Source organism: Janthinobacterium darwini (assembly GCF_051380905.1).
Classification (GTDB): Bacteria; Pseudomonadota; Gammaproteobacteria; order Burkholderiales; family Burkholderiaceae_D; genus Janthinobacterium.
Genome location: NZ_JBNYXX010000003.1, coordinates 162,909 through 182,850, shown reverse-complemented (window position 1 = coordinate 182,850; position 19,942 = coordinate 162,909). Strand labels below are relative to the sequence as shown.

The following is a 19,942-nucleotide window of genomic DNA, read 5'->3' as shown; positions in this document are numbered from 1 at the left end:
AGGAGGGGGTAGTGCGGACAATACCAGTGCGCCGAGGCACCGGTATAGACAAGTTGGCTCAGCGGTCCCAGCTGCAATGCATCACATAGGCGTGGCACTCTGTGCCAAAGACAAAGACGCTCCAGATGGCGCCCAATTGAGCGGCCAGGATGCGCTGGCCTGATGATACCAGTTGATACCAGCGGGGATCGCTACCAAGCAATTCGGCCAGTTCACCCTCGAAGCCATCATATAAACGCGCGTCGAGCGGCTGCCGGTCGGCCTCGCTCATCGGGAGCATGCGCTCGAGCAGCCACTGGCGCGGCGTACACAAGGCGCCGCTGCATACCATGCTTTCGACCGGCTGCAGGCGCATGCCGTCCGGCTGTATTTTCAGGACGCGGCACAGCGCGTCGAACGCCGACTGCGGCGCGATGGGCCCCAGATACGCGCAAAGAAACAAGCTGCCATCATCCTTCATTGCGGTGACGGCTTGCAGGTAGCCATGCAACTGCCGTGCATGGGCGTGGCCGTCGCCGCGCATCAGGCAGGCAAGGACAAGCGCGCGGCCGCTTCCAGCAGCAAGCGCGGATCGCCCGAGGCCAGCTTCTTCGAGTCCGACAAAGTCTGGCGGAAGCCGCGCGCACCGGGCAGGTTTTGCATCAGGCCCAGCATGTGGCGCGTGACGCTGTTCAGCTTTAAACGCCCCGCTTCTTTTTCCAACTGCGCGCTGATATAGGGAATCATCGCTTCGAGCACCTGCTCGCGTGTTTTTACAGGGGTGTCGTCGCCGTAATAGCGCTGGTCAAACTGCGCCATGACATACGGGTTGTGATAGGCCTCGCGACCCAGCATCACGCCGTCGAGGTGCTGCAAATGCAGGTCGATTTCGTCCAGGGTCTTGATGCCGCCATTGATAATGAACTCGAATTGCGGAAAATCACGCTTCAAGCGGTAGGCATAGTCATATTTCAGGGGCGGCACTTCGCGGTTTTCCTTCGGACTCAGCCCCTTCAGGATGGCATTGCGCGCATGCACGATAAATGTCTTGCAGCCGGCGTCGGCCACGGTGCCCACAAAATCGCGCACGAAGTCGTAGGACTCGCTGTCGTCGATGCCGATGCGGTGCTTCACGGTGACGTCGATATCGACCACGTCGCGCATGGCTTTCACGCAGTCGGCCACCAGTTGCGGCTCGGCCATCAGGCAGGCGCCAAACGCGCCCTTCTGCACGCGCTCGGACGGGCAGCCGCAATTGAGGTTGATTTCGTCATAGCCCCACTGCTGGCCCAGTTTCGCGCTGGTGGCCAGGTCCGTCGGATCGCTGCCGCCCAGCTGCAGCGCCACAGGATGCTCTTCCTCGTTGAAGCGCAAATGGCGCTCCACGTCGCCATACACCAGCGCCCCCGTCGTCACCATCTCGGTGTAGAGCCAGGTGTGGCGCGTAATTTCGCGATGGAACTTGCGGCAATGGCGGTCGGTCCAGTCCATCATGGGGGCGACGGACAGGCGGCGGGAAGGCAGGGAGGACGTAGTCATAGGATCAATAAAAACAGGTCAAAACATAACAGCTTCTAGAAACAACAAACCCGCTGCGCGCATCACCGGTTAAAGTCACGCGGCGCAGCGGGCCGAAAGCGGCATGGACGTCAATCCATGCTCACGCAGGTGTTACGCGTCGCGCGACGCTTTTTTACGCTCGTGCTCTTTCAGGAAGCGCTTGCGCAGACGGATCGATTTAGGCGTGATTTCCACCAGTTCGTCGTCCTCGATGAATTCAACTGCGTATTCCAGCGACATCTGAATTGGCGGTACCAGGCGCACTGCTTCGTCGGTACCCGACGAACGCACGTTGGTCAGCTGCTTGCCCTTGATCGGATTGACGACCAGATCGTTGTCGCGCGAGTGGATACCGATGACCATGCCTTCGTAGACTGGGTCATTGTGCGATACGAACATGCGGCCGCGGTCTTGCAGTTTCCAGATAGCGTAGGCAACAGCAGCGCCGTCATCTTGCGAGATCAGCACGCCGTTACGACGGCCAGCCATTTCGCCACGGGTGTTGTCGACAGGCGCGTATTCATGGAATACGTGGCTCATCAAGCCGGTACCGCGGGTCAGGGTCATGAATTCGCCCTGGAAGCCGATCAGGCCACGCGCCGGGATCAGGTACTCGAGACGCACGCGGCCCTTGCCATCCGATTCCATGTTTTGCAGGTCGCCACGACGACGGCCCAGTTCTTCCATGACGCCGCCCTGGTTGACTTCTTCAACGTCAACCGACAGGTTTTCAAACGGCTCGTGGCGCACGCCATCGACCATTTTGAACACCACGCGTGGACGCGACACGGCCAGCTCGAAGCCTTCGCGACGCATGTTTTCGATCAGAATCGTCAGGTGCAGCTCGCCGCGGCCCGATACTTCAAAGATCGTGTCATCGTCGGTCGGCGAAACGCGCAGAGCAACGTTGGCTTTCAGTTCGCGGTCCAGACGGTCGCGCAGCTGACGGCTGGTGACGAATTTGCCTTCGCGGCCAGCCAGTGGCGAGTTGTTGACCATGAAGTTCATGGTCAGGGTCGGCTCGTCGACGGTCAGCATAGGCAGCGCGTCCGGGGTATCGACTGCGCACAGGGTCGAACCGATGCCGATTTCGTCGATACCGTTGATCAGGCAGATGTCGCCGGCAACAGCTTCGTCCACCAGCACGCGCTCCAGGCCCTTGAAGTTCAGCACCTGGTTGATGCGGCCTTTGATAGGCGTGGCGCCTGGGCCATTGATGACCAGCACGTCCTGGCCGACCTTGACGGTACCGCGGTTGACGCGGCCAATGCCGATCTTGCCGACGTACGACGAGTAATCCAGCGAGGTGATCTGCATTTGCAGCGGGCCTTCAGGATTGTCGTCACGCACTGGAACGTGTTCCAGGATGGCGTCAAACATCGGCTTCATGTCGCCGCTGCGCACGTCTTCGGTCAGGCCGGCATAGCCGTTCAGGCCCGAAGCGTAAATGATAGGGAAATCCAGTTGTTCGTCGGTAGCGCCCAGCTTGTCGAACAGTTCGAACGTCTGGTTGATGGCCCAGTCCGGGCGCGCGCCTGGACGGTCGACCTTGTTGACGATGACGATAGGCTTCAGACCCAGTGCCAGCGCTTTGCGCGTGACGAAACGGGTTTGTGGCATCGGGCCTTCTTGTGCATCGATCAGCAGCAGAACCGAGTCAACCATCGACAGAACACGTTCCACTTCGCCGCCGAAGTCGGCGTGGCCTGGGGTGTCGACGATGTTGATGTGGGTGCCTTCGTACTCAACAGCGCAGTTCTTCGACAGAATCGTAATGCCGCGCTCCTTTTCCAGGTCGTTCGAGTCCATGACTCGGGTGTCGACCGCTTGGTTTTCACGGAAGGTGCCGGACTGGCGCAGCAGCTGATCCACCAGCGTGGTTTTGCCGTGGTCAACGTGGGCGATAATGGCGATATTACGAATTGCGCGTTTTGTATTTGACATGGTCGTAGTAGTTACTGAAAAACTGCGGAGTGCGTACAAGGTGTACGAGATACCCGAATGCTAATCTATTTCCGGAACCGCGTAGTATAGCATGTTGCGTTGCAACGCTATCTAAAAATGCTGGCGGCTCCCGCAGTCGGGGACGATTTGTTTAAAAAAGCGACACTGGTTAAAGAGTGTCGCTGGGTAATGTGACGTTGCTGTGACTTATTGATGCGCCGTGGCAATCAAACGCTCCGGTGCCAGGACGCTGTATTCCTGCAACTGGCCAGTGCCCAGCAGCTTGCTATCGTGATACACGCGCACCCTGCCCGGTTCAGCCGGCACGGCAACGTCTTCCTTGCCCAGTGCGATGCGCTGGCCGTGGAGGAAACGTTTGGCCAATTCTTCCGTCAGCTGGACGGCGGGGAAACTCGACAGCAAGGCATCGACAGGCGCCAGCAAGCTCAACGGCGCGGCATGCGCCGTCAGCTCGTCGAGCGTGACGACGCCATCGAGGGTCAGGCTGCCGACTTGCGTGCGGCGCAAGGCGTTCAGATGGCCGCCGCAACCGAGGGCATGGCCGATGTCTTCGCCCAGCACGCGGATATACGTGCCCTTGCTGCACATCACGGACAATTTCAGAAACGGGGCTTCATAGCCGAGGAACTCGAGCTTGTGGATGGTCACCGGGCGCGCTTCGCGCTCCAGGGTGATGCCTGCCCTTGCATACTCATATAAGGGCTTGCCATCTCTTTTCAAGGCCGAGTACATGGGCGGCGTCTGCAGGATAGGCCCGCGGAACTGCGCCAGCACGGCTTCGATCTGCTCCTGAGTGACGTTGACTTCGCGCGTTTCCAGCACTTCGCCTTCCGTGTCGCCCGTATCCGTCGTCTGCCCCAGGTGCACCAGGGTTTCGTAGGTTTTATCGGCTTCCAGCAAGTCCTGCGAGAACTTCGTGGCCTCGCCAAAACACAGCGGCAGCAAGCCCGTGGCGAACGGGTCCAGCGTGCCCGTATGGCCCGCTTTTTTCGCATTCAGCACGCGCTTAGCCTTGATCAGGGCGTCGTTGCTGGACCAGCCCACGGGCTTATCCAGCAGCAAGACGCCGTCGACCAGGTCGCGCACCCGCTTGATGCCGGGCGGTTTCTTCGGACCCGCCACGCTTACTGCTCGTCCGCTTTGTCTGCAGGCTTCTCGTCCGGCTCGGCGTCGGCCGCGCGCGTGGCGTTGGCCTTGTCGATCAGCAAGGACATTTCCATGCCGCGCGAGGTCGAGCTGTCGTGCACGAAATGCAGCATCGGCAGGGTGTGGATGTGCAGGCGCTTGCCCAGCAAGCCACGGATGAAGCCAGACGCAGCCATCAAGCCTTCGGTGGTGTTCTTGATGGCTTCCTTGCTGTCTTTCAACATCGTGAAAAACACCTTGGCATGCGCGTAGTCAGGGGTGATCTGCACTTCGGTGATGGTGATCATCGTGCCCACGCGCGGGTCTTTCAATTCGTAGGCGACGATTTCAGCCAGATCGCGCTGGATCTGGTCGGCCACGCGCAAGCCGCGCGCTGGCATGGTTTTGCTATGTTTAGCCATGATTTTATGCTGTCCTAAGTGCCGCAGGGCGCATGAGTCAAACGGTTGCCCGTTGACCAATGCGCCCCACGTGTTTGCGCGGACAACCATATGTCCGCGCCATTGTTCTTGCCGAGATTACAGGGTACGAGCGATTTCCTGAACTTCGAACACTTCCAGGGTGTCGCCAACCTGAATGTCGTTGTAGTTCTTCAGCGACAGGCCGCACTCCAGACCGGCGCGAACTTCTTTCGCATCGTCCTTGAAGCGTTTCAGGGAGTCGATCTCGCCGCTCCACACCACGATGTTGTTGCGCAACAGGCGGACGGAAGAAGCACGCTTGACCACGCCATCGGTGACCAGGCAACCGGCAATCGCGCCCACTTTCGAGACCAGGATAACCTGGCGGATCTCGACCTGGCCGATGACGGTTTCGCGTTTCTCTGGAGCCAACATGCCCGACAACGCCGATTTGATCTCATCGATCGCATCGTAAATGATGTTGTAGTAGCGAATGTCCACGCCATTCGACTCGGCCAGCTTGCGTGCCTGGGCATCAGCACGGGCATTAAAGCCGATGATGACCGCTTTCGAGGCGACTGCCAAGTTGACGTCCGATTCCGTGATGCCGCCGACTGCAGCGTGAACAACTTGTACGCGCACTTCGGAAGTCGACAGTTTCTGCAGCGAACCAACCAGCGCTTCTTGCGAACCTTGCACGTCGGTTTTGATGATCAGCGGCAAGTTTTTCACTTCGCCTTCGGCCATCTGGTCGAACATGTTTTCCAGTTTCGCAGCTTGCTGCTTGGCCAGTTTCACGTCGCGGAACTTACCTTGACGGAACAGACCAATTTCACGCGCCTTGCGCTCGTCAGCCATGACGACGACTTCTTCACCGGCAACCGGCACTTCCGTCAAGCCCTGGATTTCGACCGGAATCGAAGGACCCGCTTCAGCGATGGACTTGCCGTTCTCGTCCAGCATGGCGCGAACACGGCCATACGAAGAGCCAGCCAGAATCACGTCGCCGCGTTTCAAAGTACCGGACTGCACCAGGATCGTCGCGACAGGACCACGGCCCTTGTCCAGACGTGCCTCGACAACCAGGCCGCGCGCAGGCGCATCGACAGGTGCCGTCAGTTCCAGCACTTCGGCTTGCAACAGCACTTGTTCCAGCAGGTCGTCGATACCTTGACCCGTTTTTGCCGAGACCGGCACGAATGGCGATTCGCCACCGTATTCTTCCGGCACGACTTGTTCGGCGACCAGTTCCTGCGTCACGCGGTCCACGTTACCACCCGGTTTGTCGACCTTGTTGATCGCCACCACCAGCGGCACGCCGGCTGCTTTCGCATGGGCAATCGCTTCTTTCGTCTGCGGCATCACGCCATCATCGGCGGCAACCACCAGAATGACGATGTCGGTTGCCTTGGCGCCACGGGCACGCATTGCGGTAAACGCTTCGTGGCCCGGGGTATCGAGGAAGGTGATCATGCCGCGTGGCGTATCGACGTGGTAAGCGCCGATATGCTGCGTAATCCCGCCCGCTTCGCCGGATGCAACCTTGGCGCGGCGGATGTAATCGAGCAACGAGGTCTTACCATGGTCGACGTGACCCATGACGGTGACCACCGGTGCGCGTGGCTTGGTTTCGAAGTGTGCGTGTTCGCCCACATCGGCCAGCAGCGCTTCCGGATCGTCCAGTTCGGCGGCGAACGCCTTGTGGCCCATTTCTTCCACCAGAATCATGGCGGTTTCCTGGTCCAGCACCTGGTTGATCGTGCACATCTGGCCCAATTTCATCAAATGCTTGATGACTTCGGATGCCTTGACGGACATTTTGTGTGCCAATTCGGCCACGGTGATCGTTTCCGGTACGTGCACGTCTTTGACGACGGCTTCCGTAGGAGCCTGGAAGTTCGATTCACGGTCGTCATGGTGCGTCGGGCGACGGCCCTTCGCGCCACCGCGCCAGCTGTCACGGCCGCCTGGGCCGCTATTGCCGCGTGGTTTAGGACCACCGGTGGTGCCGCGTTTCTTCGCGTCATCGGACCAGGTGGACGACACATTGGCCGACTTGATGGATTTCTTGTCTGCAACAGCAGGCTTCTTGTCGCCCGGCTTGTCGCCAGGTTTCTTGTCAGCAGGCTTGTGCAGGGTGCCTTCCGGCGCCTTCGGCTTCACCGGAACCGGTACGGGTTCAGGAGCTTTGATGGCGCGGCGTGGCGCGTTCATCATGGCCTTGATCTGGGCGACTTCGTCGGCAACGGCCTTGCGTGCACGCTCGGTGGCTTCCGCTTTGTCAGCGGCTTCCTTGGCGGCAACAGCAGCGGCAGCGGCTTTCTTCTTCGCTTCTTCAGCGGCAGCAGCTTTTTTCGCTTCGGCAGCGGCGTCGTCAACGACAGGCGCAGCGGCGCTGGCGGCAGGCGCAGCAGCAGCTTTGGCAGCCGCTTTCTTCGCTTCCGCTTCAGCTTCTTTCTTCGCAGCCAATTCAGCCTGTTGCGTGGCTTTCGCCTGGGCTTCTTTTTCCGCGTCGAGCTTGGCCAGACGTTCTTGCTTTTCGCGCAGATCGGCTTCCTGGCGGGCGATCAGTTCAGCCTGTTTACGGGCGTCTTCCTCACGGCGCGCCACGTCGGCGGGATCGATCACCGGTGCGGCAGGCGCGACCGGTTCAGCTGCGACCGGCGCAGCTTCGTCACGCTGGACGAAAGTGCGTTTCTTGCGCACTTCCACCTGGATGGTGCGCGATTTGCCGGTGGCGTCAGCTTGCTTGATTTCAGTCGTTTCCTTGCGGGTCACGGTGATTTTTTTCTTTTCTGTGTCAGCCGCTGCGCCGTGTGTGCGGCGCAGATGATCCAAAAGCTTGTCCTTATCATCTTTCGACAATGGATCTGACGTCGAACTTTTCTCGACGCCGGCAGAACGCAGCTGCGTCAGCAGCAAATCTGCAGGCATCTTCAGTTCGGTGGCAAATTGGGCTACGTTGTTACTCGCCATTCAGTCCTCTTTTCTATGTGTCGCGGAGATGATAAAGATACTCAAATTAAGCCTTTGCGGATTCGGCCAGACTCCATGCCTTGGCTTGCAACGCCTTGGCACGATCGTCGTATTTCGAGTCAACCAACTTCATCTCATCGTCGGTCACATCTTTAAATTCACTTGTAATCAGTTCACGCGCACGGTCCGCAGACAAGGCCAGGATTGCGCCAAATTCGTCGTATGCCAGTGCTGCAAATGCTTCAACGGTCTTGATACCAGCCAGACCCAGCTTGCCGGCGGTAATGCGGTCCATGCCTTCCAGACCCACCAACGCCTCGTCCATGCCTTCCAGACCCTCTTCCGAAGCAATCGCTTCGGTCACGAGCGCATCACGCGCACGGGTACGGAGTTCATTGACGGTATCTTCGTCAAACGATTCGATTTCCAGCATTTCGGAAATTGGCACGTAAGCGATTTCTTCCAGACTGGCGAAACCTTCTTCCACCAGAATATCGGCCACTTCCTGGTCGACATCGAGCTTTTCCATGAACAGGATGCGCACGGCAGCCGTTTCCTGGGCAGCTTTGTCAGCCGATTCTTCGGCCGTCATGATGTTGATCTTCCAGCCGGTCAGGTCCGAGGCCAGGCGCACGTTCTGGCCGGAACGGCCGATCGCGATTGCCAGGTTTTCTTCGTCCACGACGACATCCATCGCGTGTTTTTCTTCATCGACCATGATCGACGAGACGTTCGCCGGCGCCAGGGCGCCGATGACGAACTGCGCCGGATCTTCCGACCACAGCACGATGTCGACACGTTCGCCACCGAGTTCGCCGGTGACAGCCTGCACGCGCGAACCGCGCATGCCGACGCAAGTACCGATCGGGTCGATGCGCTTGTCGGCCGTGTAGACGGCGATCTTGGCGCGCACGCCGGCATCGCGGGCTGCGGATTTGATTTCCAGCATGCCTTGTTCAATTTCCGGCACTTCCAGCTCGAACAGCTTCATGATGAATTCTGGCGCGGTGCGCGACAGGATCACTTGCGGGCCGCGCATATTGCGGTCGATGCGCAAGATATAGGCACGGACACGGTCGCCGATACGCAGATTCTCTTTCGGGATCATCTGATCGCGTGGCAGACGCGCTTCGATCTTGCCCGATTCGACGATGGCGTCGCCGCGTTCCATGCGCTTGATGGTGCCGGTCACGAGCGAATCGCCGCGTTCGAGGAAGTCGACCAGGATCTGTTCACGTTCGGCGTCACGCACGCGCTGCAGGACAACCTGTTTGGTATCCTGGGCGAAACGGCGGCCGAATTCAACGGATTCGATCGGTTCTTCGATGTGGTCATCGACTTCGATATCGGAAATCTGTTCTTTTGCCTCGAAATGCAGGATCTCCTGATCCGGCAATTGCAGGCCCGCTTCATCGGGCACAACGTGCCAGCGGCGGAACGATTCGAATTCGCCCGTTTCGCGGTCGATCGAAACGCGGATGTCTACCTCACCCTCATACCGTTTCTTCGTGGCTTGCGCCAACGCGAATTCGAGGGCGCCGAAGACGACATCTTTATCGACGTTTTTTTCGCGCGCCAGCGCGTCAACCAATAATAAAACTTCGCGGCTCATGCTTTGCGTCCCTTAAAAACCACCTGCGGCACCAAGCGTGCCTTATCCACATCCGCGAGTGTAAATTCCAACATCGCCGGACCATCCTTACCTTCAAATTCCAACGACAATTTATCGCCCACGGGTTCTTGCAAGATCCCCTGGAACGATTTCCGGTTGTTCGTACCCGGCATCGCCACATTCAGCTTGACGATGATTTCCTGACCTGCGAAACGGACAAAGTCTTCCAGCTTGCGCACCGGACGATCCAGACCCGGGGAAGAAATCTCGAGACGCTCGTAAGGAACGTTCTCTACCGTCAACACATGCGATAACTGGTGACTCACCGTGGCACAGTCTTCGACCGTGATCGGACCTTTTTCAGCGGCATCGGCGGCGCTGAAATCAATAAAGACGCGCAGCAGTCCGCGCTCGGCACGTTCGACATCAACGAGCTCATAGCCCAGACCTGTAACTGTCTTTTCAATTAATCCCAACTGCTGCAAGAAATTCTCCAGAAATAAGGCCCGTTTTCGGCATGACAGCGCAGCATTGAGCGCCGACAACATGCAAAAACACGCATTCAAGTCATATATGGCCCCTTGCGGAGCCATTACAAACGGTTCAACAAAAAAAAAATGGGCATCTGCCCATCTTCTTGTATTTCCCCAACCAGATGAAAGCATCTCCCCACCAAACAACCCTGCGGAGAACTTTTATTAGGCTGCAGATTATAACCTCTTATTAACTTCGCCGCAATGCCGCACACAAGGAGCGGCCCGGCTTACAACAGTTACAAGAGCGTGCGCCCGCAGCAGATCAGCGGGCGCGCGAGAAGAAAGTCTCCCGGATTAACCTTTGCTGCGGCGGCGCGGCATGCCATCCATGCCGCCACGATCCATGCCGCCACGCGGCTGGCCACCGGAACGCGCCTGACCGCCGGCACCACCGCCGGCATTGCGGCGCGGACCCGTGTTGGCGAAGCCAAAGGTCGTTTGCAGCGGATCGGGCTGGCGCGGACCACGCTGCGGCGCGCGGCCTTCACCGCCGGCAGGACGCCCCTGACCCTGGCCTGCCGCACGCGGCGGACGCCCCTGGCCTTGCGGCGCACCTTCGAACGATGCCGACGAGCGCGGCTGGCCGCCCTGGAACGGACCTTGCGGCTGGCCACGGCCAGGACCACGCGCTTCGCCAGGACGGCCGGTGCCGCCTGGGCGAGCCTGGCCTTGCGGGCGGGCAAACTGGCCTTGTGGCTGGCCACGGCGCGGCGCGACCGGGAAAGGATCGGCGTTGCGGTTGCTCACATCGATGCGGTTGCCATTCGGCTCGTCATCGCGGCTGGCCTTGCGTGCCTCGCGGCCCTTGGCGGCGCCAACGGCACGGGGGTCGCCCGATGCCGGCATTTTCTTTTCGATGCCGTAGGCGGTCAGCAGATCGCGCACGGTGTTCTCATCCATTTCTTCCCAACGGCCGCGCTTCAGGCCGCTCGGCAGGGTCATGGCGCCGTAACGGGTCCGGATCAGGCGCGAGACGGTCAGGCCGATGGCTTCGAACATGCGGCGCACTTCGCGGTTACGGCCTTCGCCGATCACCACGCGGTACCACTTGTTGATGCCTTCGCCGCCGCCATCGGCGATCTTCGAGAACTGCGCCAGGCCGTCTTCCAGCTCGACGCCGGCCAGCAGCTTCTGGCGCATGCCCTCTTCCAGCTCGCCCAGGGTACGCACGGCGTACTCGCGGTCGATGCCGTAGCGCGGATGCATCAGGCGGTTGGCCAGGTCACCGGAAGTGGTGAACAGCAGCAAGCCTTCGGTGTTGAAGTCCAGGCGGCCAACGGCCAGCCACTTGCCGGCTTTCATGGTCGGCAGGCGGTCAAACACGGATGGACGGCCGTCCGGGTCATTATGGCTGACGATTTCGCCGGCCGGCTTGTGGTACACCAGCACGCGTGGCGGCTTCTTGCTGACGCGGCGCTGGATCAACTTGCCATTGATGCGCACGTGGTCGCTCGGCAGGATGCGCTGGCCAATGTGGGCTGGCTCGCCATTCACGGACACGCGGCCCGAAATGATCAGGTCTTCCATGTCGCGGCGCGAACCGAGACCGGCTTCGGCCAGCACCTTGTGCAGCTTCGGCGCATCGTCGTCGGACGTCAGGTCGCGGCGCACGGCCACTTTCTGCACGCGGCCCGTTCCGCCTTCTTCGCTGTCGAACGCGTCGGAGGTGACAAACGAGAACACGGCGTCAGCGTCGCTGAGCTTGCCGGGCGCAGCCTGGCGTCCCTTGCCCTTTTTGCGGCTCTTGCCGGCATTCTTGCCAGCACCCGGAACGTCGTTGCGCGGACCGCGCGGCAGGCGCGGGCCGGAAACGAGGTTGCCTTCGGCATCGAACACATCGGCGACAGGCGCAGCTGCTTGCTCTGCGGCAGGCGCTGCAGCAACTGCTTCGGCTGCCTGCGGCGCTTCGGCGCGCGGCGGCTGGCGCAGTGCGCGTTCCGCTTGCACGCCACGCATCTGGCGCGGACCACGGGTAGGGCGTGCTTCGGCCGGCTTGTCAGCCACGGCTTCCGGCGCCGTTTCAGCGACGGCGGCAGCGGCCTTGGCGGCAGCGCGGGCGCGCGGCGGACGCGGCGCCGGCGCGGCAACCGCCTCGGCAGCGGCTTCCGCGGCGTCGGCCACGGCCTTCAGGGCTGGCTTGGCGCGGGTTTTCTTGACGGCAGGTGCAGCCTCTACGGCGGCGTCAGCGACAGGCGCGTCGGCGGCCACGTCGGCTTTCGTACGGCGCTTCGGCTTGGCAGCGACGCTGTCGCCGGCTGCAGCAGTTGCAACGGCGGCAGCCGCATCAGCTTCGATCTGGGCCTTGGTGCGGCGCTTGGGCTTGACAACGATGGCTTCGTCGCTGGCGGTTACTGTCTCGGGTGTGTTCGGATTATTCATTCTTCGTTTCTTGGCTGTGCTGACCTGGCGCAGCGTCAACCGTTAGTTCTGGCGCAGGGTCGTGAGTGTAGGCTTCGTCCGTGGGCGAAGCATCGGGGCCGGCATCAAGGCTTGCTGTCACATCTACATCTGTCACAGCCGTATTGCTACCTGCACCAAGCTGGGGGACAAGCTCATTGCTTGCCTTGTCAAAATTTTCTTGCAGGGCCGCTTCCAGGGCTTCGAGCCCATTGCCCTGCATTTCACTGATTTGCTGCAAAGGCGGCAGCTGGGACAGCGAATGCAAACCCAGGTCATCCAAAAACTGCTTGGTGGTGGCCAGCAAGGCCGGCCGGCCCACCACGTCGCGGTAACCGATGGCATCGACCCAGCCACGGTCTTCCAGCATCTTGATCGTCTGCGAATTGACGGCAACACCGCGGATTTCCTCGATATCGCCGCGCGTCACCGGCTGGCGGTAGGCAATGATGGCCAGGGTTTCCAGGGTCGCCCGCGAATACTTAGGCGGCCGCTCGGGCGTCATGCGATCGAGATACATCTTCATTTCCGGGCGGCTTTGAAAGCGCCAGCCAGAAGCCAGACTGACGATCTCGATGCCGCGCCCTTCCCACTCCTGCCGCAACTCTTCCAGCAATTGCTTGATCGTGTCGGCACCAACGCCGACACCACGCACGCGACCATTCTCGTCCGCATCGACGAACAGCTTTTTCAGGCTGTGGATCGTCAGCGACTCACGAGCGCACAGCAACGCGGTTTCGAGGACTTTTTTAGCCTCAATTGTATTCATAGCAATTCTGTGCGGATGTGTGTTGCAATTCGTATGCAGAGAAAGAAATCAAAAACGTTCATTTCAACGTAACAGAGGGCAGACATCGATGATGACGCCGTGCTGGGTTACTAGTTGAGGCTGTTTTTCCGACGCCTTGGCCGATGCGCGCAAAGCGGGACTAAAGCGGATGCAGTGAAAGTCCTGCCATCCATGGTGCTGGCCTTAAATAACCAGCAATGAAACGAACTCCGGAGCAGCTGCTTTTCCGTGGCGAAGATTCAGCCATACAGGAGAGCGACAGTCGTCGTTTCATCCAACGATGCCAATTGTACCTGATAAAAAGCGGAAAAGCGCAAAACCGGGCAAAACACGCGTTTTACCCGGTCATGGCGCGACACATCGCCCGCTGCCCGCATCACAAGGAGGCGAGTTTCTCCGAGAGAATGGCCGATGCACCCAGGAAAGCTGGATACTGCGCGGTGATGACAAAGGTCGGCACTTGCGACACATAATTGGCGAAGCGGCCCTTGCGCTCGAAGCGGGCGCGGAAACCGGAGCGGTCGAAGCGCGGCCCCAGGCGTGGCACGATGCCGCCGCCGATATAAATACCGCCCAGCGCGCCCAGTGTGACGGCGACGTTGCCCGCCACCGTGCCAAGCATGCAGCAGAACGCTTCGATGACGTCGTCGCACAGCTGGGATTCACCGGCCAGCGCGCGGCGCGTGATTTCCGCCGCAGGCAAGTCTTCCGCCGGCACGCCTGCGCGGTCGGCCAGGGCGCGGTAGATCAGTTCCAGGCCATCACCTGAAATCAGACGTTCGGCCGAGACGTGCTCATATTCGCGCCAGGCAAATTGCAGAATGCTCACTTCCGTTTCATTCGACGGCGCAAAGCTGACGTGGCCGCCTTCGCTTTGCAGGGCGATCCAGCCGCCGTGCGACGGAATCAGGCCCGACACGCCCAGGCCCGTGCCGGCGCCGATCAGGCCGATGGCCGTGTTTGGACGGGCCGTGCCGGCGCCAATCTGATGCTTCTGTTCGCTGGACAGCTGCGGCAAGGCGCGCGCCAGGGCCGTGAAATCGTTGACCACGTCCAGGGTCGTGAAACCGCACTCCTCGCGCATGGCGCGGATCGAGAACGACCAGTGGTGGTTCGTCATGCTGAGGAAATCGCCGTCGACCGGGTTGGCGATGGCGATCATGGCATGGCGCACGGCTTGCCCGCCGGCAGCAGCGATGTGCGGCAGGGCCAGGTAGGCTTGCAGGGCGGCAGACAGACTCGGGTAATCGGCACAGGGCAGCACTTCCACCAGGGTGATGTGGCCTGCGGCCACTTCCAGGGCGAAACGGGCATTGGTGCCGCCCACGTCGGCCAGCAGGCGCGGTCCATCGGCAAAGGCGGAAGTCGGCAATACGGGTGAAGACGAAGCGCTCATGATTTTAAATGATGAAGTGGGACGCATGGGACGCCAAGCTTAAAGGATGAATGCGCCCGGAGGCAAGCAAAGTTTGTAGTTTAAGTACATCAAATTCAGCCTTTATTGGTAGTTCCACTCCAAATGCAACAGGCAGGGGAAAAATTACTCAAAAACAATGATTTATAGTAAGTACTTGCACTCGACAGGAATGCGAAAAGCATGCTGCACAGCAGCAGGAAACCCCTTGGAAGCAGAGTATGCCGGAGTTTGCGCAAAGCCACTTTGTACGGGGCGGCGCAGGTGTGGCGCTGCCATCCCGTCGGCACGGCGATGGTGTTTTCGTATTATTACTACCGGTTTTTTTCTGCCTATGTTTGCTGCCAAGCTGGCTTGCCAGGGGCAGCGGGATCAGGAAGGCAAGCCTTCGCCCAGCAGGCTGGCGGGCGCCGGCTGGTCCGAGCGGTAGGCGGCATTCCACGCATCGAGGCCGCCATGCAGGGGCTTGGCCCGGTGAAAGCCGTGCTGGTGCAACAGCTTGGCCACTTGCGCGGCCGTCACGTCGTTGGGACAGCTGCAATACACGATGATGTGGCGGTCCTTGTCCATGGCGATCATGGCGGGCACGGGTTCCTTGCCATTGAAGAACAAGGCGCCCGGCACGGCCGGCTCCAGAGCCTGCGCCGTGGCGCTGCGCGCGTCGACCATCAGCGGCTCCTCGCCCTGCTCTATGAGTTCGAGTAATTCATCGATGCCGATACGTTCGATCTGCAAGGCCTGGCGGAAACGCCGGCGCTCGAGGAATTTATACAGCAGGAACAAGCCCAGCAAGGTGGCCAGCATCAGCAAGGCCGTGCTGCCCATGGTGCTGAGCAAGTCGAGCACCTGCTGCACGCTGGAATGGAAAATCACGCCGACGACGATGCCCGTGCCGCTCCACAGCAAGGCGCCCAGGCCCGCGTACAGGAAGAACTGGCCCGGCGGCGTGCCCAGCGCGCCCGACATCGGTGCGGCCACAGTATTGAATCCCGGCACGAACTTGGAGACGATCAGGGCTTTCGGCCCCCAGCGCTTGAATTTGTCTTCCGTCTGGCTGACGCAGTAATCGGGCGACAGCGAGATGCGGCACAGCAGCCGCAGGATACGCTTGCCGAAATGGCGGCCCGCGCGGAACCACGTGAAGTCGCTGATCAGGCAAGCGCCCAGCGCGGCGGCCAGCACCAGTCCCCCATTCATGTCGCCATCGACGGCCAGCGCTCCCGCCACCACCAGGATGGGAAAGGCGGGAATCGGCAGACCGAGCTGCTCCACCAGCACGATGCCAAAGACAATCAGGACACCGTAATGTTCGAGCAGGTAAATGAGGTTGGGCATGGCAGCTATCTTACCGTAAAAAGCCCCTTACAACTGCACGCCCTTGGGTATGGCGCTGAGCAGGGTGCGCGTGTACGGATGCACGGGATTGCGGTACAGCTCATCCGAATCGGCCAGTTCCACCACTTGCCCCTTGTGCATCACCATCACCTGGTCGGCGATGTATTTGACCACAGACAAATCGTGCGAAATGAAGATGTACGACAAGCCAAATTCATCCTGCAAATCCTGCAACAGGTTGAGTACTTGCGCCTGCACCGACACGTCCAGCGCCGACACGGATTCGTCGCACACCAGAATTTCCGGCTGCATGGTGAGGCAGCGGGCAATGGCGATGCGCTGGCGTTGGCCGCCGGAAAACTCGTGCGGATAGCGGTGGAAAGCCTGTTCCGGTAATCCCACCTTCTCCAACAGCCAGTAAGCCTTGGCGATGCGTTCCTGGTCATTCGCGCCAATCTTGTGGATGCGCATCGGTTCGAGCAGGATCTGTCCCACCGTAAAACGGGGATTGAGCGAGGCATACGGATTCTGGAAGATGATCTGGATGCGGCGTTTATACGGTAAATATTCCTTGTTCGGCATGGCAATGAGATCCTTGCCATGGAACATGGCCGTGCCGCCCGTGGCCTGATGCAGGCGCAGCAGGGTCAGACCCACCGTCGTCTTGCCGGAACCGGATTCGCCCACCACGCCCAAGGTCTTCCCGCGTGGCAAGGTAAATGACACGTCCTTGACTGCCTGGAATTCGCGCTTGCCGAACAGGCCTGCACGCGTATAAAAACTCTTGCTCAGATTATTCACCACCAGCACGGGCTCGTCGCCCGGCGTATAGCCGCGCGTGCGCTGTTTCACTTCCACGCCGGGGCCCGCCTTGCCTTCCATGTAGTCGGCAATCACGGGCAAGCGCCACGGGCGCTCATCAAGCGAGGGGCGGCAATGCAGCAACGCTTTGGTGTAGCTGTCCTGCGGCGCCTCGAACACCTGGCGCACCTCGCCCGTCTCGCGCACTTCGCCGTGGCGCATGACGATGACCTGGTCGGCAATTTCTCCCACCAGGCCCAGATCGTGGGTAATGAAAAGCACGGACATTTGATGTTTCTTTTGCAGCGCCGCGATCAAGTCCATGATCTGCTTCTGGATCGTCACGTCCAGCGCCGTCGTCGGTTCGTCCGCGATCAGGAGTTTCGGTTCGCAGGCAATCGCCATGGCGATCATCACGCGCTGCTGCTGGCCGCCCGACATCTGGCTCGGGTAGGCGTCGATCTTGGTGGCGGGATCGGGTATGCCCACTTCGTCGAGCAACTCCAGAGTGCGCGCGCGCGCCTGCTTGCGGTTCATGCCCATGTGCTGGCGCAACACTTCAGCGATCTGGAACCCGACGGTAAACACGGGGTTCAGCGACGACATCGGCTCCTGGAAGATCATCGAAATATCCTTGCCGCACATGGTGCGGCGCTCGGCGATCGACAATTTGAGCAGGTCGCGTCCGCCGAAATGGATGCTGGACGCGGGATCGATGATGGTGTTATCTGGCGGCAACAAGCCCATCACGGCCAGCGAGCTGACGGACTTGCCGCTGCCCGATTCGCCCACCAGCGCGACGGTACTGTTGCGCGGCACGTTGAACGAGATGCCCTTGACGGCTTCAAACGTGGTTTTCTTGTCCAGGCGGAAGGTGACGCGCAGGTCGCGCACTTCCAACAGGTTATTCTGGTCCATGAGCAACTCCTATTTCACTTTGGGGTCGAGCGCATCGCGCAAGGCATCGGTAAACAGCGAGAACGCCGTCACCAGCACGGCCATCGCCGTGGCGGCGGCGGTCAGCTGCCACCATTTGCCCAGGATCAGTTCATTTTGTGCCTCGTTGAGCATGCTGCCCCACGACACGGTGCCCACCGGCACGCCAAAGCCGAGGAAGCTCAAAATCACTTCGGCCTTGATGAAGCCCACCACCAGAATTGACATTTGCACCAGCGCCACGTGGCTCACGTTGGGGAAGATGTGGGAAAACATCTTGCGCCAGTGCGAGGCGCCGATGGCGTCGGCCGCCATCACGTATTCGCGTGCCTTGTGCTTGATGTATTCGGCGCGGATCAAACGGTACGGCCCCGTCCAGCCCGTCAAGCCCAGGATCAGCACGATGGTCAGCACGCCCTTTTGCTGCAGCACGGCCGCCACGGTGAGTATCATCAGAATGGACGGAATCGACGTGAAAATACTGTAGAACCAGTTGAAGAAATCATCGACGATGCCGCCAAAGTAACCGGACACGGCGCCAAACAAGGTGCCCAGCACGACGGCCAGCAAGGCTGCCACCAGGCCCACCACGATCGACGTTTCGCCGCCCTTGATGGTTTTCTGGAGAATGTCGTGGCCCCACTTGTCGGCACCGAACGGCAAGGTTGCCGCCTTGTGCGCGATCAACTTCTTCGTCTTGCCCATGCCGGCGCGCAAGGCCGTCAAGTCGTCAGCCAACGGGTCGGTGACGCCGTACATTTCCACGCCAGCCGATGGATTGCTGCCCATCTGGGCGCGCAGTTCGGCGATATCGTCGGCCAGCGGGTCGAGCACATTGACTTGTGTCGGTGCGCTGCGCTCGTCCGACAGGGGAATGGCGCCATCACCGGACGCGGACGCGTCCTTGTCGGCACCGATGAAGGTGGGCGGCGCATAGCTGACGGCCACTTCATCTTCCCAGTTCGAGGCTACCAGGCCACTGGCGGACGCCAGCACCAGCAGGAAAAACGCGCCGACCACGGCCAGCGATACCATTGCAATCTTGTCGCCGCGCAAACGGCGCCACGCCAGGGCCCACAGGCCGGGCGATGTATGAGGTTTCGACATCGTCTCTTTCTACTTCAGTTGTACGCGAGGATCGACCGCCTGGTACAGCAGGTCGGTGAGCAGGTTGAAGAGCATGGTGGCGGCGGCAACATACACGGTGATCGCCTTGATCACCGGAAAGTCGCTGCGCTCGACCGCCAGAATCACTTCACGCCCGATGCCGGGAATGCCGAAGAAGCGTTCCAGCAGGAAAGCACCGATCAGCAGGGCCGGCAAGTTCGACATCACATAGGTAATGATGGGAATGCCGGCGTTGCGCAGCACGTGCACCCACATGATGCGGCCTTCCTTCAAGCCCTTGGCGCGCGCCGTGCGCACGTAATCCTGGTTGGCCTCGTCCAGCACGAAAGTGCGGAACAGGCGCAGGGTGGGCGCAATGGAGACGGCCAGGCCGATCAAAATGGGCAAGGTCGAATAGCGCAGCAGGTTTTCCCAGAAGCTGTCACCCCAGCCCTGCACGGGGAACAGGCCCAGCTTGTAGGCAAAGCCATACTGGAAGACGATGATGTAGACGAGGATGGAAATCGACATGCCCACCGTGCAGGCGATCATGACGGCGCGGTCCGTCAGCGAACCGCGCACGAAAGCGATGGCCAGCGCCAGCGCCACGCCAAAAAACGTTTCCAGCACGGTCAGCGGGATCAGCACCATCATCGACGGGCCCAGGCGCGAAGTGATGATATGCGATACGGATTCTCCCGTGGCCCAGCTCTGGCCGAAGTCAAACGTGACGATCTGCTTGATGAAGATCCACAGCTGCACGTAGTACGGCTGGTCGACACCGAGCTGGCGGCGGATGTTGGCAATGCTTTCCGCACTCGACATCTTGCCGGCCAAAATGTAGGCGGGGTCGCCGCCCACCCAGTTAAACAGGATGAAGACCAGCAGGACGACGCCCAGCATGGTGGGCAGCATCTGCCACAAGCGGCGCAGGATATAAGCAAACATAATGATTCCTTGTCGTATATGGTGTTATAAGCGGCCGCG

15 protein-coding genes are annotated in these 19,942 nt (G+C 60.3%); all 15 read right to left on the bottom strand.

Annotated features, from left to right (window positions below; all coding sequences use genetic code 11):
* Positions 1-58: 58 nt before the first annotated feature.
* The 15 genes from ACQ4WZ_RS19170 to ACQ4WZ_RS19100 all read right to left on the bottom strand — a co-directional run bounded on the left by ACQ4WZ_RS19170 (position 59) and on the right by ACQ4WZ_RS19100 (position 19,903).
* Positions 59-523 carry a hypothetical protein gene (locus tag ACQ4WZ_RS19170; protein WP_436574241.1) on the bottom strand — a complete coding sequence of 155 codons (465 nt, stop codon included), beginning with the start codon at positions 521-523 and terminating at the stop codon, positions 59-61.
* Positions 523-1,473 (bottom strand): tRNA dihydrouridine(20/20a) synthase DusA, encoded by a 951-nt coding sequence (gene dusA, locus ACQ4WZ_RS19165; RefSeq protein ID WP_436574462.1) that lies wholly within the window; start codon positions 1,471-1,473, stop codon positions 523-525. Before dusA ends, ACQ4WZ_RS19170 begins: the two co-directional genes overlap by 1 nt.
* A gap of 177 nt (positions 1,474-1,650) precedes the next feature.
* A complete protein-coding gene (gene typA, locus ACQ4WZ_RS19160; RefSeq protein ID WP_101484081.1) occupies positions 1,651-3,483 on the bottom strand; it encodes a translational GTPase TypA in 1,833 nt (610 codons plus the stop codon).
* A gap of 207 nt (positions 3,484-3,690) precedes the next feature.
* Complete coding sequence (truB, locus tag ACQ4WZ_RS19155) at positions 3,691-4,626, bottom strand: tRNA pseudouridine(55) synthase TruB (protein ID WP_436574240.1); 936 nt, start codon at positions 4,624-4,626, stop codon at positions 3,691-3,693.
* 2 nt (positions 4,627-4,628) lie between these two features.
* Entirely contained in the window at positions 4,629-5,051 is a 423-nt protein-coding gene (rbfA, locus tag ACQ4WZ_RS19150) for a 30S ribosome-binding factor RbfA (protein WP_034782531.1), read from the bottom strand.
* A gap of 117 nt (positions 5,052-5,168) precedes the next feature.
* The gene (gene infB / locus ACQ4WZ_RS19145) at positions 5,169-8,027 is read right to left on the bottom strand and encodes a translation initiation factor IF-2 (protein WP_133994010.1); all 2,859 of its coding nucleotides are present in this window, start codon (positions 8,025-8,027) and stop codon (positions 5,169-5,171) included.
* A gap of 46 nt (positions 8,028-8,073) precedes the next feature.
* Positions 8,074-9,639 carry a transcription termination factor NusA gene (gene nusA, locus ACQ4WZ_RS19140; protein ID WP_071079176.1) on the bottom strand — a complete coding sequence of 522 codons (1,566 nt, stop codon included), beginning with the start codon at positions 9,637-9,639 and terminating at the stop codon, positions 8,074-8,076.
* Positions 9,636-10,124 (bottom strand): ribosome maturation factor RimP, encoded by a 489-nt coding sequence (gene rimP / locus ACQ4WZ_RS19135; protein ID WP_071325130.1) that lies wholly within the window; start codon positions 10,122-10,124, stop codon positions 9,636-9,638. Before rimP ends, nusA begins: the two co-directional genes overlap by 4 nt.
* Positions 10,125-10,469: 345 nt before the next feature.
* Positions 10,470-12,554, bottom strand: a complete 2,085-nt coding sequence (gene rluB, locus ACQ4WZ_RS19130) for a 23S rRNA pseudouridine(2605) synthase RluB (RefSeq protein WP_436574239.1) — start codon at positions 12,552-12,554, stop codon at positions 10,470-10,472.
* Positions 12,547-13,341 carry an SMC-Scp complex subunit ScpB gene (scpB, locus tag ACQ4WZ_RS19125; protein ID WP_034782524.1) on the bottom strand — a complete coding sequence of 265 codons (795 nt, stop codon included), beginning with the start codon at positions 13,339-13,341 and terminating at the stop codon, positions 12,547-12,549. Before scpB ends, rluB begins: the two co-directional genes overlap by 8 nt.
* 397 nt (positions 13,342-13,738) lie before the next feature.
* The gene (locus ACQ4WZ_RS19120; RefSeq protein ID WP_133994014.1) at positions 13,739-14,758 is read right to left on the bottom strand and encodes a glucokinase; all 1,020 of its coding nucleotides are present in this window, start codon (positions 14,756-14,758) and stop codon (positions 13,739-13,741) included.
* 390 nt (positions 14,759-15,148) lie between these two features.
* A complete protein-coding gene (locus ACQ4WZ_RS19115) occupies positions 15,149-16,111 on the bottom strand; it encodes a VTT domain-containing protein (protein WP_436574238.1) in 963 nt (320 codons plus the stop codon).
* A gap of 27 nt (positions 16,112-16,138) precedes the next feature.
* Complete coding sequence (locus ACQ4WZ_RS19110) at positions 16,139-17,830, bottom strand: ABC transporter ATP-binding protein (protein WP_133994018.1); 1,692 nt, start codon at positions 17,828-17,830, stop codon at positions 16,139-16,141.
* A gap of 9 nt (positions 17,831-17,839) precedes the next feature.
* On the bottom strand, positions 17,840-18,955 hold the full coding sequence (locus ACQ4WZ_RS19105; RefSeq protein ID WP_436574237.1) for an ABC transporter permease: 1,116 nt from the start codon (positions 18,953-18,955) through the stop codon (positions 17,840-17,842).
* 9 nt (positions 18,956-18,964) lie between these two features.
* Positions 18,965-19,903 carry an ABC transporter permease gene (locus tag ACQ4WZ_RS19100; protein ID WP_034782513.1) on the bottom strand — a complete coding sequence of 313 codons (939 nt, stop codon included), beginning with the start codon at positions 19,901-19,903 and terminating at the stop codon, positions 18,965-18,967.
* Positions 19,904-19,942: the final 39 nt, after the last annotated feature.

Excerpts from the sequence above, each read along its gene's own strand:
- ACQ4WZ_RS19170 (WP_436574241.1), bottom strand. The coding sequence starts at position 523 with ATGCGCGGCGACGGCCACGCCCATGCACGGCAGTTGCATGGCTACCTG.
- dusA (WP_436574462.1), bottom strand. The coding sequence starts at position 1,473 with ATGATGGACTGGACCGACCGCCATTGCCGCAAGTTCCATCGCGAAATT.
- typA (WP_101484081.1), bottom strand. The coding sequence starts at position 3,483 with ATGTCAAATACAAAACGCGCAATTCGTAATATCGCCATTATCGCCCAC.
- rbfA (WP_034782531.1), bottom strand. The coding sequence starts at position 5,051 with ATGGCTAAACATAGCAAAACCATGCCAGCGCGCGGCTTGCGCGTGGCC.
- infB (WP_133994010.1), bottom strand. The coding sequence starts at position 8,027 with ATGGCGAGTAACAACGTAGCCCAATTTGCCACCGAACTGAAGATGCCT.
- nusA (WP_071079176.1), bottom strand. The coding sequence starts at position 9,639 with ATGAGCCGCGAAGTTTTATTATTGGTTGACGCGCTGGCGCGCGAAAAA.
- rluB (WP_436574239.1), bottom strand. The coding sequence starts at position 12,554 with ATGAATAATCCGAACACACCCGAGACAGTAACCGCCAGCGACGAAGCC.
- scpB (WP_034782524.1), bottom strand. The coding sequence starts at position 13,341 with ATGAATACAATTGAGGCTAAAAAAGTCCTCGAAACCGCGTTGCTGTGC.
- ACQ4WZ_RS19120 (WP_133994014.1), bottom strand. The coding sequence starts at position 14,758 with ATGAGCGCTTCGTCTTCACCCGTATTGCCGACTTCCGCCTTTGCCGAT.
- ACQ4WZ_RS19115 (WP_436574238.1), bottom strand. The coding sequence starts at position 16,111 with ATGCCCAACCTCATTTACCTGCTCGAACATTACGGTGTCCTGATTGTC.
- ACQ4WZ_RS19110 (WP_133994018.1), bottom strand. The coding sequence starts at position 17,830 with ATGGACCAGAATAACCTGTTGGAAGTGCGCGACCTGCGCGTCACCTTC.
- ACQ4WZ_RS19105 (WP_436574237.1), bottom strand. The coding sequence starts at position 18,955 with ATGTCGAAACCTCATACATCGCCCGGCCTGTGGGCCCTGGCGTGGCGC.
- ACQ4WZ_RS19100 (WP_034782513.1), bottom strand. The coding sequence starts at position 19,903 with ATGTTTGCTTATATCCTGCGCCGCTTGTGGCAGATGCTGCCCACCATG.